22 protein-coding genes and 1 riboswitch are annotated in these 15,498 nt (G+C 39.5%); of the genes, 8 read left to right on the top strand and 14 right to left on the bottom strand.

Going from position 1 to position 15,498, the window contains the following annotated elements; all coding sequences use genetic code 11:
* Positions 1-523 precede the first annotated feature (523 nt).
* Together AC1DRF_RS08385 and AC1DRF_RS08380 are read right to left on the bottom strand one after the other, a co-directional pair.
* Positions 524-1,402: a 5'-methylthioadenosine/S-adenosylhomocysteine nucleosidase gene (locus tag AC1DRF_RS08385; protein WP_477740576.1), complete on the bottom strand. Its 879-nt coding sequence runs from the start codon at positions 1,400-1,402 to the stop codon at positions 524-526.
* Positions 1,403-1,557: 155 nt separating this feature from the next.
* Positions 1,558-1,661: riboswitch (purine riboswitch) on the bottom strand.
* A 196-nt stretch (positions 1,662-1,857) separates the two neighbouring features.
* Positions 1,858-2,868, bottom strand: coding sequence for an aldo/keto reductase (locus AC1DRF_RS08380; protein WP_043978513.1), 1,011 nt, complete (start codon positions 2,866-2,868; stop codon positions 1,858-1,860).
* 306 nt (positions 2,869-3,174) lie between these two features.
* On the opposite strand from AC1DRF_RS08380, the gene AC1DRF_RS08375 reads away from it, so the two are divergent.
* A complete protein-coding gene (locus AC1DRF_RS08375; protein WP_013058531.1) occupies positions 3,175-3,420 on the top strand; it encodes a hypothetical protein in 246 nt (81 codons plus the stop codon).
* 124 nt (positions 3,421-3,544) lie between these two features.
* On the top strand, positions 3,545-4,186 hold the full coding sequence (locus AC1DRF_RS08370; protein ID WP_477740575.1) for an MSMEG_1061 family FMN-dependent PPOX-type flavoprotein: 642 nt from the start codon (positions 3,545-3,547) through the stop codon (positions 4,184-4,186).
* 11 nt (positions 4,187-4,197) lie between these two features.
* Here AC1DRF_RS08370 and AC1DRF_RS08365 read toward each other — a convergent pair whose 3' ends face one another.
* From AC1DRF_RS08365 to AC1DRF_RS08340, 6 genes are all read right to left on the bottom strand, one after another.
* On the bottom strand, positions 4,198-4,365 hold the full coding sequence (locus tag AC1DRF_RS08365) for a hypothetical protein (RefSeq protein ID WP_427075108.1): 168 nt from the start codon (positions 4,363-4,365) through the stop codon (positions 4,198-4,200).
* Positions 4,349-4,837 (bottom strand): DinB family protein, encoded by a 489-nt coding sequence (locus tag AC1DRF_RS08360; RefSeq protein ID WP_477740574.1) that lies wholly within the window; start codon positions 4,835-4,837, stop codon positions 4,349-4,351. The genes AC1DRF_RS08365 and AC1DRF_RS08360 overlap by 17 nt, the downstream gene beginning before the upstream one ends.
* A gap of 20 nt (positions 4,838-4,857) precedes the next feature.
* Complete coding sequence (locus AC1DRF_RS08355) at positions 4,858-5,352, bottom strand: GNAT family N-acetyltransferase (RefSeq protein ID WP_016765155.1); 495 nt, start codon at positions 5,350-5,352, stop codon at positions 4,858-4,860.
* A gap of 64 nt (positions 5,353-5,416) precedes the next feature.
* On the bottom strand, positions 5,417-5,938 hold the full coding sequence (locus tag AC1DRF_RS08350; protein ID WP_043978504.1) for a hypothetical protein: 522 nt from the start codon (positions 5,936-5,938) through the stop codon (positions 5,417-5,419).
* A 382-nt stretch (positions 5,939-6,320) separates the two neighbouring features.
* Positions 6,321-6,479, bottom strand: a complete 159-nt coding sequence (locus AC1DRF_RS08345) for a hypothetical protein (protein WP_162213596.1) — start codon at positions 6,477-6,479, stop codon at positions 6,321-6,323.
* A gap of 62 nt (positions 6,480-6,541) precedes the next feature.
* Positions 6,542-6,712 (bottom strand): hypothetical protein, encoded by a 171-nt coding sequence (locus tag AC1DRF_RS08340; RefSeq protein ID WP_162871439.1) that lies wholly within the window; start codon positions 6,710-6,712, stop codon positions 6,542-6,544.
* A 184-nt stretch (positions 6,713-6,896) separates the two neighbouring features.
* On the opposite strand from AC1DRF_RS08340, the gene AC1DRF_RS08335 reads away from it, so the two are divergent.
* Complete coding sequence (locus AC1DRF_RS08335; RefSeq protein WP_043978502.1) at positions 6,897-7,283, top strand: MerR family transcriptional regulator; 387 nt, start codon at positions 6,897-6,899, stop codon at positions 7,281-7,283.
* Between the two features lie 36 nt (positions 7,284-7,319).
* Here AC1DRF_RS08335 and AC1DRF_RS08330 read toward each other — a convergent pair whose 3' ends face one another.
* Positions 7,320-8,282, bottom strand: a complete 963-nt coding sequence (locus tag AC1DRF_RS08330; protein WP_477740573.1) for an aldo/keto reductase — start codon at positions 8,280-8,282, stop codon at positions 7,320-7,322.
* A 227-nt stretch (positions 8,283-8,509) separates the two neighbouring features.
* Positions 8,510-9,190, bottom strand: a complete 681-nt coding sequence (locus AC1DRF_RS08325) for a CPBP family intramembrane glutamic endopeptidase (RefSeq protein ID WP_043978498.1) — start codon at positions 9,188-9,190, stop codon at positions 8,510-8,512.
* Positions 9,191-9,273: 83 nt separating this feature from the next.
* Between AC1DRF_RS08325 and AC1DRF_RS08320 the strand changes: the two genes are divergently transcribed.
* On the top strand, positions 9,274-10,017 hold the full coding sequence (locus AC1DRF_RS08320; protein ID WP_043978496.1) for a MerR family transcriptional regulator: 744 nt from the start codon (positions 9,274-9,276) through the stop codon (positions 10,015-10,017).
* Positions 10,014-11,258, top strand: coding sequence for an MFS transporter (locus AC1DRF_RS08315; protein WP_477740572.1), 1,245 nt, complete (start codon positions 10,014-10,016; stop codon positions 11,256-11,258). Before AC1DRF_RS08320 ends, AC1DRF_RS08315 begins: the two co-directional genes overlap by 4 nt.
* Positions 11,259-11,307: 49 nt before the next feature.
* Here the strand turns inward: AC1DRF_RS08315 and AC1DRF_RS08310 are convergent, their stop codons facing one another.
* Positions 11,308-11,637 (bottom strand): hypothetical protein, encoded by a 330-nt coding sequence (locus tag AC1DRF_RS08310; RefSeq protein WP_427075113.1) that lies wholly within the window; start codon positions 11,635-11,637, stop codon positions 11,308-11,310.
* A gap of 83 nt (positions 11,638-11,720) precedes the next feature.
* Here AC1DRF_RS08310 and AC1DRF_RS08305 point away from each other — a divergent pair, with 83 nt between their 5' ends.
* Both AC1DRF_RS08305 and AC1DRF_RS08300 read left to right on the top strand, forming a co-directional pair.
* A complete protein-coding gene (locus AC1DRF_RS08305) occupies positions 11,721-11,909 on the top strand; it encodes a hypothetical protein (RefSeq protein ID WP_013058545.1) in 189 nt (62 codons plus the stop codon).
* Between the two features lie 86 nt (positions 11,910-11,995).
* The gene (locus AC1DRF_RS08300) at positions 11,996-12,277 is read left to right on the top strand and encodes a hypothetical protein (RefSeq protein WP_098599428.1); all 282 of its coding nucleotides are present in this window, start codon (positions 11,996-11,998) and stop codon (positions 12,275-12,277) included.
* Between the two features lie 50 nt (positions 12,278-12,327).
* On the opposite strand, the gene AC1DRF_RS08295 is transcribed toward AC1DRF_RS08300, so the two are convergent.
* Entirely contained in the window at positions 12,328-13,803 is a 1,476-nt protein-coding gene (locus tag AC1DRF_RS08295) for a glycoside hydrolase family 32 protein (protein ID WP_477740571.1), read from the bottom strand.
* 327 nt (positions 13,804-14,130) lie between these two features.
* Here AC1DRF_RS08295 and AC1DRF_RS08290 point away from each other — a divergent pair, with 327 nt between their 5' ends.
* Positions 14,131-14,604 carry a YtxH domain-containing protein gene (locus tag AC1DRF_RS08290; protein ID WP_013058548.1) on the top strand — a complete coding sequence of 158 codons (474 nt, stop codon included), beginning with the start codon at positions 14,131-14,133 and terminating at the stop codon, positions 14,602-14,604.
* A gap of 43 nt (positions 14,605-14,647) precedes the next feature.
* Here the strand turns inward: AC1DRF_RS08290 and AC1DRF_RS08285 are convergent, their stop codons facing one another.
* Together AC1DRF_RS08285 and AC1DRF_RS08280 are read right to left on the bottom strand one after the other, a co-directional pair.
* Positions 14,648-14,986, bottom strand: a complete 339-nt coding sequence (locus AC1DRF_RS08285) for a hypothetical protein (protein ID WP_097823154.1) — start codon at positions 14,984-14,986, stop codon at positions 14,648-14,650.
* Positions 14,987-15,181: 195 nt separating this feature from the next.
* On the bottom strand, positions 15,182-15,442 hold the full coding sequence (locus AC1DRF_RS08280; RefSeq protein ID WP_016765166.1) for a hypothetical protein: 261 nt from the start codon (positions 15,440-15,442) through the stop codon (positions 15,182-15,184).
* Positions 15,443-15,498 lie beyond the last annotated feature (56 nt).

Raw genomic sequence — 15,498 nt, 5'->3', positions numbered from 1 at the left:
TCCAAGAATTTTATGAACGTTATTATTTCCCGTTAAGGCATCATTCATAATATAAAAAAGCTCTCTTAATAAAAAATAAACAAGTATAAACCCAAGGACAATCAGCGAGATATTTAAAATAAATTGATATGTCGTAATTAKATACTTCCTTTTTTTACATAAAAATAGTTTGAACATCTTTGTATCCCTTCCTTTTATCTAACTTCCTTACATTGATTCTATTTATGTTCGTAAAGCGTCCGAAACTTGGCAGCCTGTCTGAGAATCTGCTGCTTTTTTAGTTGTCTCCAGTACCTCCACTCCTCCACAAAAAAACCCATCATAAAGAAATTTGTGCATAGTTGTACAAATTTCCTTATGATGGGTTAACGACTCAGCATTTTTCAATACTTGTTATCCAGCCCGCCATATATTTACATATCATCAAGTCACCAAAGATAAAAAAACATATGTAATGAATTTCTATCAATAAGCTTCTTTTCACTTAATTATAACGCAACACATCAAAACTTCAAATAAAGATTTACTTAGCGTTTGCGCTAATATAGCGTTTAATTACTTCATAAACGTAATCTTGACAAGCGGCTGCTGTGTTTGGATTATATTTTCCATTGTTTACTTTGTTATTAGATAGCACTCTGATACCTAAGAATGGAACGTCATAGCTTCCTGCAATTTGTGCTGCCGCTGCGCCTTCCATTTCTTCTACAGACGTCCCGTACTTAGTATGGAACCACTTAATTCGATCCACTTCGTTATTCCATGTGTCCGCTGATCCTATCGTTCCTTCAACCACTTTACCTTTTTTGTATGTATCTTTTACTGCATTTGCAGCCGCCAGTAACTTCTTATCTCCTTCATAATAGCGAGCTTTTTCAGCATCAGGATCTTCACCAGCGCTTCCTTCAGAAGCCATTAAATCCATCGGCTTCCACGCAGCAGGATCCATTCCTTCGCCTTCTTTTTTATCGCCTGTTTTTAAAGAGCCTATATTCGTTGTTCTCTTTCCTAATACAATATCAAACACGTTCAGATTTTCATCATGTCCGCCTGATGTTCCTTGATTGATAATTGCTCTAGGATGGTATTTTTCTATAGCTATCGCTGTAGCAGCTGCCGTGTTTTCCATTCCTTTTCCCATTTTAACTACAATAACCGGATAATTATCGACACTTCCTTTGTAAAAAACAAAATTCCCCGACTTTTCTTCTTTTACATTTTCTAATTTTTTAGCGAATTTCTGCGCTTCTATCGGCATCGGCCCTTGAACAATAATAGGCTTCTGCTTCTGTTTATCTCCGGCTTCCTTTTTTGAAGCTGCGTTACACCCGGCAAGTACAGATAATAATAAAATCATACCAATAGTAAGTAAAGCCCCTGTTTTTAGCATCTTGTTCTTCATAGATTGTTACTTTCACTCCATTTCGTTTTGTTGTTTCATATACTCGATGATTGGACAAAAGAAAAAACCTATAACACTTTTGATTTTCTAAGCTTTTTAGAGTCAAAGTATAAGAAGTTAAGCACGGAATAACATTTATGTATTGATAAACCGAACGTTTTTACACTTTAACTCGTAGTCCAGTTCTTTGAATGGGAACCAGGTAGAGACACTCAGACCATATTTCCAAGCATATACGAGTAATATTTTTCACTTTCTAAATGTATCAAATACAAAATGGTTATTCAATACATAGACGAATGTTTTAATTAAAAATTGTTTAAATGTTCGTTTTTATGATTGAAACCTGCTGAATCTTTTGTTAATTTTTATCTCAATACAAAAAAAGTGTCTCAAAACCGAAACTTCGAGACACTTTTTATACTTACTGAAAACCTATATTTATCTTTCCACCTTCACTTCACGTTAATTGGCAGCGGTGCATGAGGAGCTACAAGCTTCTGTTCACGCATTTCTTCCCAGAAGGCTGCCGGAATTACTGTGTTTAATGCTGCTTTGTCTTCAGCAATACGCTCTGGACGACTAGCGCCGGGGATAACAGCAGCAACTGCTGGATTAGCGAGTGAAAATTGGACAGCAGCAGCCTTAATGCTGATCTGATGACGATCTGCAATAGCTTTAATTTTTTCTACTTTTGCCATAATGTCTGAAGATGCTTTTTGATATTCAAAGTGCGTACCTCCAGCAAGAACGCCTGAGCTGTATGGTCCACCGACAACAATGTCCATATTATGCTTTACGGCTTCTGGCATTACTCGCTGCAGCGCACGCTCATGATCTAATAACGTGTAACGGCCAGCTAGCAACGACACATCCGGCTTTGCTTCTTCCAGCTCCAGCATGATTTCAATTGGCTCTACTCGGTTTACTCCAAGTCCCCATCCTTTAATAACTCCTTCTTCACGCAAACGTGTAAGCACACGAAATGCGCCCGTTCGAGCAGACTCAAATTGTCCTACCCACTCATCTCCATAAAAATCTTGCGCAACATCATGAATATACACAAAGTCTAAGCGATCTGTTTTTAAACGATTTAAGCTTTGCTCGATCGAACGAAGAGTGGCATCTGCGCTGTAGTCATTGATAATTTTATTTTTACGGCCAAATTCAAAAAGCCCGCCTTTTTCTCCCATATCACGTGAAGATGTGTCTTCTAGTTCATCTGAAATAACGCGACCTACTTTCGTACTTAGCACATACTCATCGCGATTTCTTTTTGATAGTGCTTCACCAAGGCGTATCTCGGCTAAGCCAGCTCCGTAAAGAGGAGCTGCATCAAAGTAACGGATGCCGCTTTCCCAAGCTGCATCGACCGTCGCAATGGCCTCTTCTTCTGGAATATTACGATACATATTGCCCAGAGGTGCCGTTCCAAAACCTAGTTTTCCTTGTAGTATCTCTCTCATATTCATAAAACCTCCTGAAATTTTTATAATTCTATTTTAGAAATTGATCAGTATGAAGGTAAACTCAACGACTGATCTATTCATTAAATGTCATATTATCTCCTGACAAAATTTATTATGAAGCATATACACAATAAAAAAAAGTACGCACTTCAAAGTAATATGGGAACTAAAAAGTAACCTACTAAGGAGTAAATGAGCTTTTCAGACTCTCCTTTTATTTATGTACTTTCTACTTCTTACTCATGCAAACAAACATTTTGCATACAATAAGCAGAAAGCTACTTTATAAATGAGGTGAGATTCTTGAGAGATGAATACTTCAAAAAAATTGAAGATAAGCTCGATAAGCTTGATGAAATGGACGATTCTACAATGAAAGAAGAACAAAAAGATGAATATTTTCAAAGTCTGCTAGATGATATGGATGATTTGTTGAAAGACATGCGCCAGCGAGAAAAAGACTCGAATCATCTCGTCAGCGAACATATGAAGACGGTTAATGACATATTTGATAACGCAATCAAAAATTTAAAAAAAGACCGAAGCTAGCGTTATAGCACTTCTACTCCATTTTAATATACTGATTTTTCTGTTTTTTAAATATAAAAATATAGTATTTCACATGTAAAAATGGTATTTTCAGTATACGCAAAAAGTAGGAGTGAAAAAAGAAATGGAAAACAGTCATTTTAAAGAACAAGTAAAAACGAAGGAAGAGCTTCGCCATATAGTCGGCGCGCCTAACAAATTGGCGCATCAAAAAATAATTTCTTATTTAGATCGACACTGCCGGGAATTTATTAAACATTCTCCTTTTGTTATCATCGCTACAGCTGATTATAAAGGAATTTGCGACAGTTCTCCGCGGGGGGATCACCCTGGTTTTGTACAAGTCGTCGATGAGAAAAGGCTATTGATTCCAGAGAGGCGCGGCAATCAAAAAGTAGATTCATTGGAAAATATTTTATCTAATCCTCAAATAGGGCTGCTTTTTTTGATTCCAGGCATAGAAGAAACACTGCGGATTAACGGCAAAGCTTGCATTGTAAAAGAAAAAGCGCTGCTTGAAACAATGACGGTTCACAATAAAACTCCGCTCCTCGCTATCGGCGTCGAAGTACAAGAATGCTTTCTCCACTGCAGCAAAGCATTCAAGCGATCAAAGCTGTGGAATCCAGCATCTTKGGAAAGAGTCGAAACGCTTCCTTCCGCAGCTAAAATAGTCGCAGAACACGCAGGCTTTTCCACCCTAGAAAGCTGCAACAATCCCGAAGAAAGCAAAACTCAGCAACTCTATGAAAAAAAGCCGCTATAATGCGGCTTTTGTCATTTTACCATCAGAAACAGTATACCTCCGGCAATGATCAGAATTGGTAACAAAGCAAGAAGCACCCCTTTTTTCGAACTTCCTATGTATTCATGATCACCATAGGCGCGGCCTGCTCTAAAATCTGCTTTCACCTGAGATTCTTCTTTTTTATGTTCTTTTTTCATCCTCTTTGCCTCCTAGCGGCATTTGAGCGTCAATTTGCTTAATATGATGCTTTAAATGAGCAATATAATCTTTAGCCAACCACTGTAGCGAAACGAACTTTCCATCTTTTAATTCGAATTGATACATATGCTTTTCTGTTGGTATATGCAAAAGAACGGAAGCAATTTGCTTATTTAAACTGCGCCATAGGGCAACTATTTCTTCCATGGGCATATCTTGATAGTGCTGCAGTTCTACCCATTCATCTTGTTTGTAAGGCGTCAGGACCAAAGGTGTTTTTTCATGCTGCACGTTGATAAAACGCTGCAAATTGTGAAGGGCTGAGTCACATAAGTGCCCCACAATTTCTTTCGGGGACCACTTCTTAGGAGCAGGACGGTTTGACGCCGCTGCTTCAGAGAATACTTCAAGCTTTTTAGGAAACTTTATCATCCATTCATTTAACTCAATAATCGTCGATTTCACGTTCATTTCCCCTTTAAACATGTTTTTTAAAAAACCTTCCCCATATAATATTCATCGACTGATTTTCCATCTACAACGAGCGAACATATTTTTTTTCCTTCTATTTTAAAACCCATCTTTTTATACAGCGAAATGGCCGTTTCATTGTGGGTCATAACGGTTAGCTCTACTCGTTTGATGCCGATACGCGCCGCCCAGTTCTCCATTTCTTCAAACAATGAAGTACCAATGCCCTGGTTTCCATAGGAACGCAGTACGCCAACAGCTAAGTATGCGCTGTGTTTTTTTCGATTAACGCTTCCGCCAATCACAGATAAATGTCCGACAAGCTGTCCGTCTTGTTCCGCCACTAAAATGGTCGAGTTCGGCATCTTTAAAAAAGTTGTAATCATTTTTTTCTGCTGTTCGAGTGTAATCGCACGCTCATTTTCCTCGTACAGCATATATGCTGTTTCTCGATCAAGCTCTTTATTTAACGCTAAAAAAGCGGCTGCATCGGAAGCTAAAATTTCTCGAATCACGTTTACCCCTGCTTTCGTGAATAGTAGTTAACTAGAAAAAAATGCTAAAAAACGGATGATATCCTTACACACGTGCCGAACGTTTTCCAAGAAACGCCGTGAAGATAAAACATACACTAAAAGCGACGGCTGAAACGAAAAAGCCAAGCATCCACCCTAAAGCTCGCATAAACGTATCTTCATTGGGATACAGGGGCTTAACGCTTACCCACTGGATCACCATAATTAATGCCAATATTAAATAAAAGCTGCTTCCCGTTAAAGCCATTTTAAGACGGTTTTTAAATGATCCTGTCCACGCTGTACTAAAGGCGCTCCACGTGAAAATACTTACAATCGTCGCTAAAAACATAAGAACAAGATGCAAATAAGGGATATTAGTAAAGATAGGAAGGAAGAGTAAACATATCGTAGTCCCAAAATATAAAGCATTAATGCCAAACAAATAGCCTCCGCTTAGCCAATGGTTTTGAAACCACTTTTTCTTGCTGAGACGTTCTACCATTCCGCTGGGCACCCACAGCGTACGCGAAAAAATAATCATCGCCAGCACAAGTACAGTGCCGGCTAAAAAGAATATGAACACCTTTTTATCAGCCTTTCTATCCAAAATAAATATGGTTAATTATACTATTAATAACAAAATTAAACTATTGTTTTCTTTACTAATAAAGAGACTTAGACATAACAAAATTACTCCAACCTAAAGACGAACAAATGGGATAAATAAGCTGGACTGCTGGTTACACCGCTGTTAATTTCCATGCAAGGCTTCGATTTCCGCGGGCGGCAGGAGTCTTCGCCCTGCCCTCCAATCAACAGCTAGAAACTACTATATACATGACACCTACGTTCACCATACTAATAAAAAAACCGAACGAAGTTGATTCTGCATTAAGAATCTCAATTCATCATTCGGATCTTCTTTCAACGAAAATACTTTTGTCACAGCTTTTTTTTACGCCTATTTACATTCTTCCTCCGGTAAACGGATTGATTTCCCCTGTTAAATCACGTCCTGCTTTCTTTTCTTCGTGTGCGATGCGCTTGCCAATCGCAATTTTATTCCAAATTAGTGGCACCCAAATACACGCTCCGAACAAAATCATCCAAAAAAGTTCTCCCATTTTTTCCACCCTTTCATTTTCTGCTTTTATTTTGAAGACAATAAGAAACGCGTATACGCTTTTTACTCTTTGTTTGAATCACTCATATCATATGAAAAGAAATAAACTAGGATTGATAAAGCCATTCCATACACGGTCCAAGCCGCTAGTAAAATGGCGTACTGATGATTGATAAAAAAGACTCCGCTTGAAATCAGCAGCAGGATAAAACTAATCCATTTTACTTTTTTCATTACTCTATCCCCTTTACTTAACCTTTTACAGTAAGTTTCTTATTGTCTACTTGTTATTACGAACAAACTGTATAAAAGTTCCATATTTTTCAAAAAACGAAAAAGAATTTGATAAAACGTTCAACTATCGATTATCATATACCTTAAAGTAAGCTTTACGATTCATAAGTGGGAGTGAACAATCTTGTCTTATAGCATGAAAGAAATGAATGAAAAAACCGGGCTTTCCGCACCGACTTTACGCTACTATGAAAAAGAAGGGATCCTTCCTTTTGTAGAGCGTGATGAACATGGAAAACGCCTCTATAATGATACGAATATTGAATGGATCCGTTTTATCTTAGCTCTGCGCTCAACGGGCATGCCTCTTGCAGAAATCAAGCGCTATGTAGAGCTCTATGAACAAGGCGAAAGCACAATTAAAGAACGAAAAAACATGATGCTTCAGCACAAAGAAGCGGTCGAAGAAGAAATGGCCAAAACTTTTAAATACCTTGAACAAATCAACTATAAGCTCGCTTTGTACGACTCACTAGAAGCAAAATTAACGCAAAAAGAAATTAAAATTTAAACACAAAAGTCCGCAGGTGCACCTGCGGACTTTTTATTAATGCAGTGAATTCACGGTATTCAACAGCTCTTCTGACCATGCCCAATCGCTGATTTCAACAGCATCTGTTACGTGATGCAATTTACTAGCTCCGATAATGCTTGATGTTACAGCGGGCTGATTCAATACCCATGAAAGAGCAAACTGAGACAAGCTTACTTCATTTTTTTCTGCTAACTTGCGATACTGCTCCACCAGCTGAAAGTTTTGGTCTGTAAAGTAGTTTCGCAGCAGCTTTTCACCATGCGCAGCGCGACTTTCTGGCGGCACGTCATTTGGTGTTTTATATTTGCCTGAAAGCATGCCGCGCGCTAACGGACTGTATACCATGACGCCTACACCTTCAGATTGACTAAACGGCAGCAGCTCTTGTTCAATTTCACGAGAGAGAAGATTATACTGAGGCTGAACGGAAATAAATTTTTCAAGATTCATTTTGTCACTAATATGATGAGACTTTGCGATTTGCCACGCGGCATAATTGGAGCAGCCAATATAACGAACTTTGCCTTGACGAACTAAATCATCTAGCGTGCGAAGCGTTTCTTCCATAGGTGTATTCGGATCAAAAAGATGAACTTGATAAAGATCAATGTAGTCTGTCTGCAGTCGTCGCAGCTGATTATCCACTTCTCTCATAATATGTGTGCGTGAAAGGCCTTTATCATTTTGGCCTTTTCCTACGGCAATGCCGACTTTTGTTGCGAGCACAACATCATCTCGTTTTCCTTTCAACGCGCGCCCAATAATTTCTTCAGATTCCCCTGTGCCATATCCAAACTCTTCATCCTGCCCTTTTCCGTAATAGTTGGCTGTGTCAATGAAGTTAATTCCGTTTTCAATGGCGCTATGTAAAATAGCTGCCGACGCTTTTTCGTCAATCCATCGTCCAAACGCCATGGTACCTAGACATAAATTTGATACTTCCAGACCTGTTGTTCCAAGCTTTCGATATTGCATCGATACCCTCTCCTTTGTATGGCTGTCTTTACTCTCTCTTATCATACACCTTAACGTCCACTTTAAGACAAGCCTTAAGCGTGCGTGCATATACAAAAAACGGCTAGGAACAGGCAGTGCTTCTAGCAGTTTCTGGGTTCATTTTCCACTTATTTTTTTGCAATTCGCTTCTTCAGTAGACATAATATGGTAAGATAAATCATAGCTTACTCCTTATCRAAACTACATTAGGCTGCCGCTGTTAAAATAACGGCGATTCCATTAAAACAAGCATGAATGATCATACTTGGAAGCAGCGACTTTGTTTTTTCGTACACCCATGCAAACACGAGACCTGATAAAAAGTTAACGGGCAAGGTATTGTACGTTGGAATATGCACCAGCATAAAGATAAACGAACTTCCCACTAATCCAACGACAATCCCTCCTTTACGTTTCAGCCACGTATAAAAAAATCCTCGGTAGATAATCTCTTCATAAAAAGGTGAGATCACAGCGGCTGAAACAAAGGCAAGTATAAATGAAAACAGCGACAGGTCTTGCTGTAAACTGGCTGTTTTTTTATTTTCATACGTCATACCAAACCATTCCATTAGCACAACAATTGCCACACTTCCTAAGATCAGCACAAAAAGCCAAAAAAGAATGCGCGGCCAGTGCCGTTTTGAAAACCATTGAAAACCAATTTTTCTATCACCAGCCTGAACCATCAGCCCATACAGAGCTGATAAAAACACAGCTGCCATAACAAACCCAGTAGCTGTTCCAGCATAAAGGTCATTTTTAAACAGGGAATGTAAAGCATCCTGCAATATGCCTTCAATTAAGATAGGCACCCCAATAAACGTGACGACCAGCATAATTACGAATGATTTTATTGTCCATAATCCTTGATTTTTTTGTTTCAATTTACTTCGCCTCCCTTTTACATATATTCAGTATAAAAGGTGACGTAACGTTACCTGCAAGCATTTTTTTGGAGGGATTAAAAATGATTTATTTTTCTACTGGGCAAGCCGCTAAAAAATTAGGCCTCACGGTGCGTACACTTCGTTACTACGATCAAATTGGCTTGCTTCATCCATCGTCAAAATCAGAAAATGGAAAACGCTCCTACTCAGAAACGGATTTATTCACACTAGAGAAAATTACTTTGTTAAAAAACTTAGCCGTTCCTTTGCGAGATATTGAACTTATTCTTCATCAAGTGAGTATTGATGAACTTCTAGCGATTCACCAGCAAAAACTTCAGCAAAAAACTTCAGAAATTCAACGAGCTTTAGAACATACTCATACTCTTCGCAACAGTATAAAAATAGAAGGTGAATTAAACTGGAAGCAGCTCCTTCCTTTAGTTCAAAATCAGTCTACTACTAAAAGCAGCTGGACTGATCTGCTTTCGGTTTCAATAGAAGAAAGTGAGATTCTGCAGCATGATTTGCCTAAAATGGAGAATGCGAGTGCCGATAAATGGATTAACATGATAAAACGAGTTCAGCTTTGCTTAAAGCATCAGCGTGCACCTCAATCTGAAGATGGACAGCTAATTGCAGCTGATATACTGCTTTTATCCAGTGAGCTATTTGGCCCTCACACGGCTTTAGAAAAAGCCTTTTGGGATGTTCGCAAATCTCCTGAGGCATCAAGTTCACTTAATCTCTACCCTATTGACAGCGAAGTCCTTCAATTTATTGAAGATGCGATTATTTTTTACGAACAACACATAAAGGAATGAAGGTATTGAAAAGAGAAAAGCTGTTTGCTAATTCTTCTTATAAAAAATTATTTATTTCAAGCACTGCGGCAAGCTTCGGAGATTTATTTGATATGTTTGCGGTGATGACGCTTTTTACATACGTGTGGCACGCAAATTCCCTCTGGATTACGCTTATTCCTGTCGCGTACGCTTTACCTAGTATCCTGCTAAGTCAAGCAGCAGGAAATTTAGCGGACCGCTATGATAAAGTACAGCTGATGTTTCTGTCTGAACTAGTCCGTCTTCTGTTCACATGTCTGTTATTTTTCACAAATGAACCGTTTTTGGCACTTGGGGTGCTGACGCTGCGCTCTATGAGTTCTGTTATGAAAGTGCCCGCACAGCTCTCTTACGTTCGAGAAGTGGTCAAAGAAGATCAGCTGCTGCAGGCCTCTACTTTACAAAACATTATGTTTCAAGTTGCCAAAGTTGTGGGGCCGTTTCTCGGAGCCGCCGCGCTGACGATTACAACGCCAAAAGCATGCATTTTAGTTAATGCCGCAGCTTGTATGATTTCTATTGGCGTGCTGTTTCCACTTAAAAAAGCAGGTAAAAACATTCAAGGGCAAGCTGCTCGTTCTTCCCATCAAGCGAAAGAAACGTACTCAAACGGCTGGAAAATCGTTTTTCAGCACTCACTCCTTTTACGCGTCGTTATTTTGTTTCACCTTTCGTATTTTGTAGTGATGCTTGTTGACGCTCAAATTAGCATCTTTCTACGAGATGTGCTGCCTCACCATCCGGAAATGCTCGGCTGGCTGCTTTCTGGAATCGGACTGGGGGCGCTAGCAACAGGAGTGTATCTTAATAGAAAAAAACAAGTTCACCATCCATTTAGACTGTTATCACTTGGACTGCTTCTATTTGGAGGGGCTTTATTTTTCATTAGCTGCTTTAATCCAGCTGTTATGTCACGCTATTTCATTTTGATTGCTGCACCTATTGGAGGAGCTGGAGTTGGGCTTAATTTACTGCTGTTTAACTATATCGTTCAAACACACAGYGACAAGGAACACCTCGGAAAAGTGTACGGATTCATCAACACCTTAACGAGTGCCGTTTTACTTACTGCTCCTCTTCTTGGAGGCATGGTCGTAAAGCTTGCAGGTGCTCAGACGACTTTTTTAACGGCGGCAATCATCATCGTAAGCGTTGGATTTGTGAGTATGCTGATGYCTCTGCGTGATAAACGGGAAAGAAAYGTTCAGATTGACGCATAAAAAACAGCTTGAGGTTATACCTCAAGCTGTTTTTATAGACTCCTATTCATCAACCAGCGGCTACATAAATCAAAGCAGCTAATATGTTCGGTACTGCAATAGCTCCAAATCGTTTTGCATCTTCAACTCGGCTCACCTTGCGCGTCTTTTTGGCTGAAAAGAATGTGCCTGTACTTCCTAGCACGATACTATCAATAAGGTATGCCAAAGCTAAAACCAGTGATACTGCTCCCATTGTGCCTGACACAAAATAGAGATAGCTCCACTTTTCTGTAAAAGCAGCAAGGGCAAGAACAATCCCTACCGTCACGATACCTGCTATAAATCCTTTTTTAATCATTGCATCCCTCTTCCCTTCCTGCCCCTTAAATTTTACCATATACTTCTTTTTTGTAAGATATCTTACATTTCACTCTACTATACTCACACCTTATGGTAAAATTAGTAAGAGAGGTGGTACATGTGAAAAAACGTCAAGGAATCACGCTGCTTTTATTTATACTCGGAGCAGCCTCTATTTCTTTTGGGATGGCTTTGAAAAATATCTTTCCTTATTCCCCTGCAGCCGGGTGGATTTTAGGAACACTGCTTTTGTTAGGAAACTCGTTTTATACGAGAAGATACTTACATAGAAGGTCAATTAAGAAGTAAATATCCGCCCTGAGCCGTATATACAAACCTTCATTCGGTTATGGTAAAATAGATAAGCAAAAACTGGATGTAAGGAGATTTTGAGTTTGAAAACAGGATTAATATCTGGCATTATATCTTTAATTATTGTGATTATCATTTCTATTACAGCAGGCAACTGGCAGTATATTTACTATATTTCAGGCCCTCTTGGCATATTACTTACGGCAATTGCACTCGTAACCTTACTGGACGCATTTCGATTTGAAACGAGAGGACCTTACTTTACCCCGGTCCGGCAGCGAGAGGATACCGAATGGATGAAACGTTTTATTATTGCAGCTGTCCCTCATTTAGTTGCTTCATGTATTTGTATCTTAATTTTATAGAAATCAAAAAGCCAATGAATGATCTTCATTGGCTTTTCTTATTTATTATGTTAAATACCGCGCGACATACCGTAATAATCAATACGGTAATCCACAGCTCCTTCTGCAAATACATTTACAGCTGATTTGGAATCTTTTTTCGGGAATACCCGGGAAGTGAAGACAATTTTGCCGCCGTTTATATAAATTTCGACGATGCTTTTGTCGACAAATACGCGAACATCGACTTCATTTGACGCTGTCCATTTTTCAGAGCGAACCACACCGTATTCCGTTGCATATTGATGGTGGAATGAAGAACGGTCGAGTCGCACTTCTTGCTTTTCTGTATCAAACACGAGGCGAAGCTCTTCTTCTTTACTATTAAATAGCTCTAAACCAAACTGTTTGGCCCCTATCTCGCGGAACGTCATATTGATTTCATATGCATTGTTTGTTGCTTCATCAATGATCACTTCTTCATTTTTTAGCGTTCCTCTAAAATGAACCGCTTGATCTCGAAGCTTATGTAACTCTTCTACAGGCTTTTGAACAAGTTCATTTCCTTCAAGCGAAAGCTCACGAGGAAGCGTTAAGGCATGGGCCCATCCGTATTCGTCTGACGGATAGTCAACGTCCGGGTTTCCAATCCATGCAAATAGCAAGYGACGTCCGCTTTCATCTTGGAACGTTTGCGGTGCATAAAAGTCAAACCCTTTATCAATTTCACGGTAATACTCCATTTCAAACGTTAAACTTTCTACATCAAATGTTCCCACCGCGTAAATCACATTATAAATATTATGAAAATCGTGGCCATCCACTTTGATTCCTTGCGGCGAAAAGACAAACACATCTTTTCCGTCCAGTTTAAAGTAATCTGGGCACTCCCACATATAGCCAAAGTCAGGAAGCGATGTTTTAACTTCGCCTTTAAATGACCACTGAAGCGCATCGCTTGATTCATACACAATTAACGCGCCCGTTTCGTTTTCACGCTGAGCGCCTAGCAGCATATAATATGTATCATTTTCTTTCCATACTTTCGGATCACGCACATGTCCTGTATACCCAGCAGGAACACCTTGTACCGCTGGATTATGCGTGTATTTTTCCACACTTCCATCCCTGTTTAGCATCGCGATACATTGATTAGCTGAACGTGAGCCGTCTTCGTATTTTACATTCCCCGTATAAAACAGCAGCCCTTGACCATCTTTTTCAATCGCGCCGCCTGAGTATGCGCCGTGCGATTCATATTCTTCCGTTGGCGTTAACGCAACCGGAAGGCGTTCCCACGTTACTAAATCCGTAGATTTCACATGAGCCCAGTGCTTCATTCCATGCATCGCACCGTACGGATACCACTGATAAAACACATGATATTCACCGTTTAATTGAATCAATCCGTTTGGATCATTCATCAGCCCGTACTGTGGATGAATATGATAAATCGGCTGCCAGGTGTCTTTGATTGCTTTGTCTTTTAATGCTTCTAACTCTCCAGATTTTGCTTCTAAAATCGTTCTGTACTTCGATTCAGCCATTTCTTCAATCCCTCCAGCATCTAAAAAAAGAGAACGTATTCTCCTTGCCCTCTATGATATAAAATTTTAAGTGAAAATGCTACCAAAGAACGAATGTTGTCGTTTTCTTGTGTCGGATTTTACAGATAAGTTTTTTTCTGTTTTTATAGCAGAAAAGAAGGTTTTTCTGTCAGATGGTTGAATACTATATACAATCAAATTTCACCAGCCTGTACGAGCGTCCGACGGCACTTGCACATTTTTTTAGCGAATCATTTGCGTTTTACAGGAAGTATTCAACAAAATGGTAAACCCTTCATATTACATATTATAAAAGGAGGAAATGTCATGACAAAAGAAAACGTAAAAGAAACAGTGGGTAAAGAAACAAAAGGTGGAAGCAAAGAGTTATTAGTCGGCACGTTAGTAGGCAGCGTAGTCGGTGTCACAACAGCTTTACTAGTAGCGCCAAAGTCTGGAAAAGAGCTGCGTGCTTCTATTCAAGACGGAGCGAATCAAGCACTTGCTAAAACAGGTCAAGTGAAAGAAACGGTATATGCAAAAGGCCAAGACCTCAAACAGCGCACGGCCCGCCTTTCACAAAAAGTCTCCGAACAATCTTCGCAAGTTGTCAACAAAGTGAAATCTCTGCGCACTGCTAAAGAACAGCCGCTTGCAGAAACGGCTGCAGCAGAAGAGCTTGAAACGACAGAAATCGTTCAAGATCCTGTTCTTGAAGCTGAAGCGGTGCAAGAAGAATTAAATACAATTACGCAAGAAGTAAGTGATTTAGAACAATCTGTCGATGAAACAAGACGTTAATAACAAGCTGTAGAGATATCTCTACAGCTTTTATGTATATTCGCTATCCTTCCTTCCACCCTTCAAAAAAATAGCCTCCGTACGGACACGGCTCTGATTCCGGCAGTTCTTCATAACGCTGTCCGCTGTAATACTTCGCCAGCACAATCTTAGGCTTAAAAGCCGCTACTCCTTCACTGTCTTCTTTCCCCGCTCCGCTTTCTCTCATCAAACAAAAAATATCCATTCCCGCAAACTCTCCGTACCCTTGATAGCACGACTCATAATAAACTTTACCAGGTATCACCAAATAGCACTCCCGCTGCCACGACGGCTGTTTACTGTAGACACTCGCAATACTTATTCCACTCACTGCACACTTCCAGCTGCAAATTCCAACCATACAACGCCTCCAACGACTTGATAGTCTATTCATCTACAACTTTTGATGAAATCAAACATCCGTTGACATGTACAGAATTTTATCCTCCACCAAAAACCTATACTACCAGATATCCTGTCCCCTTGACTTCACCCCAAAAGTGCTACATCGATAGAAATAAAAAAGGTCTGATAAATCGACCATTTCTGGTGATTATCAGACCTCAAGTTTTTCTGCATTTGAGCGGCTTATTTGCTGTTCAAGCGATTTAGCTAGCAGTACGATTTCATGATCTACATATTTTGTTTTGATTTCTTCGATTTCCATTAATGTTTTAGAAAAGCTTTCTGCATTATTTCCCTGTCTGTGCTGCACATCTTTAAAGAAATCAAGCAGTGCCTCGTTAGACTGCGTTGGACGGCTAAAATCAATCGTGTACATTTTGTACCCCAGTGTTAAATTTGTTGTAGTTGTCATAATTATTTCCCCCATTCTTCCTATAGTGATATATCTTCTACTCTTTACCCTTTAAT

The organism is Priestia sp. P5_B4 (assembly GCF_056400385.1).
This window is presented reverse-complemented; position numbering and strand designations above follow the sequence as displayed.

Bases quoted from the DNA above. Each gene is read 5' to 3' on its own strand.
- AC1DRF_RS08385 (WP_477740576.1), bottom strand. From the start codon at position 1,402: ATGAAGAACAAGATGCTAAAAACAGGGGCTTTACTTACTATTGGTATG.
- AC1DRF_RS08380 (WP_043978513.1), bottom strand. From the start codon at position 2,868: ATGAGAGAGATACTACAAGGAAAACTAGGTTTTGGAACGGCACCTCTG.
- AC1DRF_RS08365 (WP_427075108.1), bottom strand. From the start codon at position 4,365: ATGAAAAAAGAACATAAAAAAGAAGAATCTCAGGTGAAAGCAGATTTT.
- AC1DRF_RS08360 (WP_477740574.1), bottom strand. From the start codon at position 4,837: ATGAACGTGAAATCGACGATTATTGAGTTAAATGAATGGATGATAAAG.
- AC1DRF_RS08345 (WP_162213596.1), bottom strand. From the start codon at position 6,479: ATGGGAGAACTTTTTTGGATGATTTTGTTCGGAGCGTGTATTTGGGTG.
- AC1DRF_RS08340 (WP_162871439.1), bottom strand. From the start codon at position 6,712: ATGAAAAAAGTAAAATGGATTAGTTTTATCCTGCTGCTGATTTCAAGC.
- AC1DRF_RS08330 (WP_477740573.1), bottom strand. From the start codon at position 8,282: ATGCAATATCGAAAGCTTGGAACAACAGGTCTGGAAGTATCAAATTTA.
- AC1DRF_RS08320 (WP_043978496.1), top strand. From the start codon at position 9,274: ATGATTTATTTTTCTACTGGGCAAGCCGCTAAAAAATTAGGCCTCACG.
- AC1DRF_RS08310 (WP_427075113.1), bottom strand. From the start codon at position 11,637: ATGGTAAAATTTAAGGGGCAGGAAGGGAAGAGGGATGCAATGATTAAA.
- AC1DRF_RS08290 (WP_013058548.1), top strand. From the start codon at position 14,131: ATGACAAAAGAAAACGTAAAAGAAACAGTGGGTAAAGAAACAAAAGGT.
- AC1DRF_RS08285 (WP_097823154.1), bottom strand. From the start codon at position 14,986: ATGGTTGGAATTTGCAGCTGGAAGTGTGCAGTGAGTGGAATAAGTATT.
- AC1DRF_RS08280 (WP_016765166.1), bottom strand. From the start codon at position 15,442: ATGACAACTACAACAAATTTAACACTGGGGTACAAAATGTACACGATT.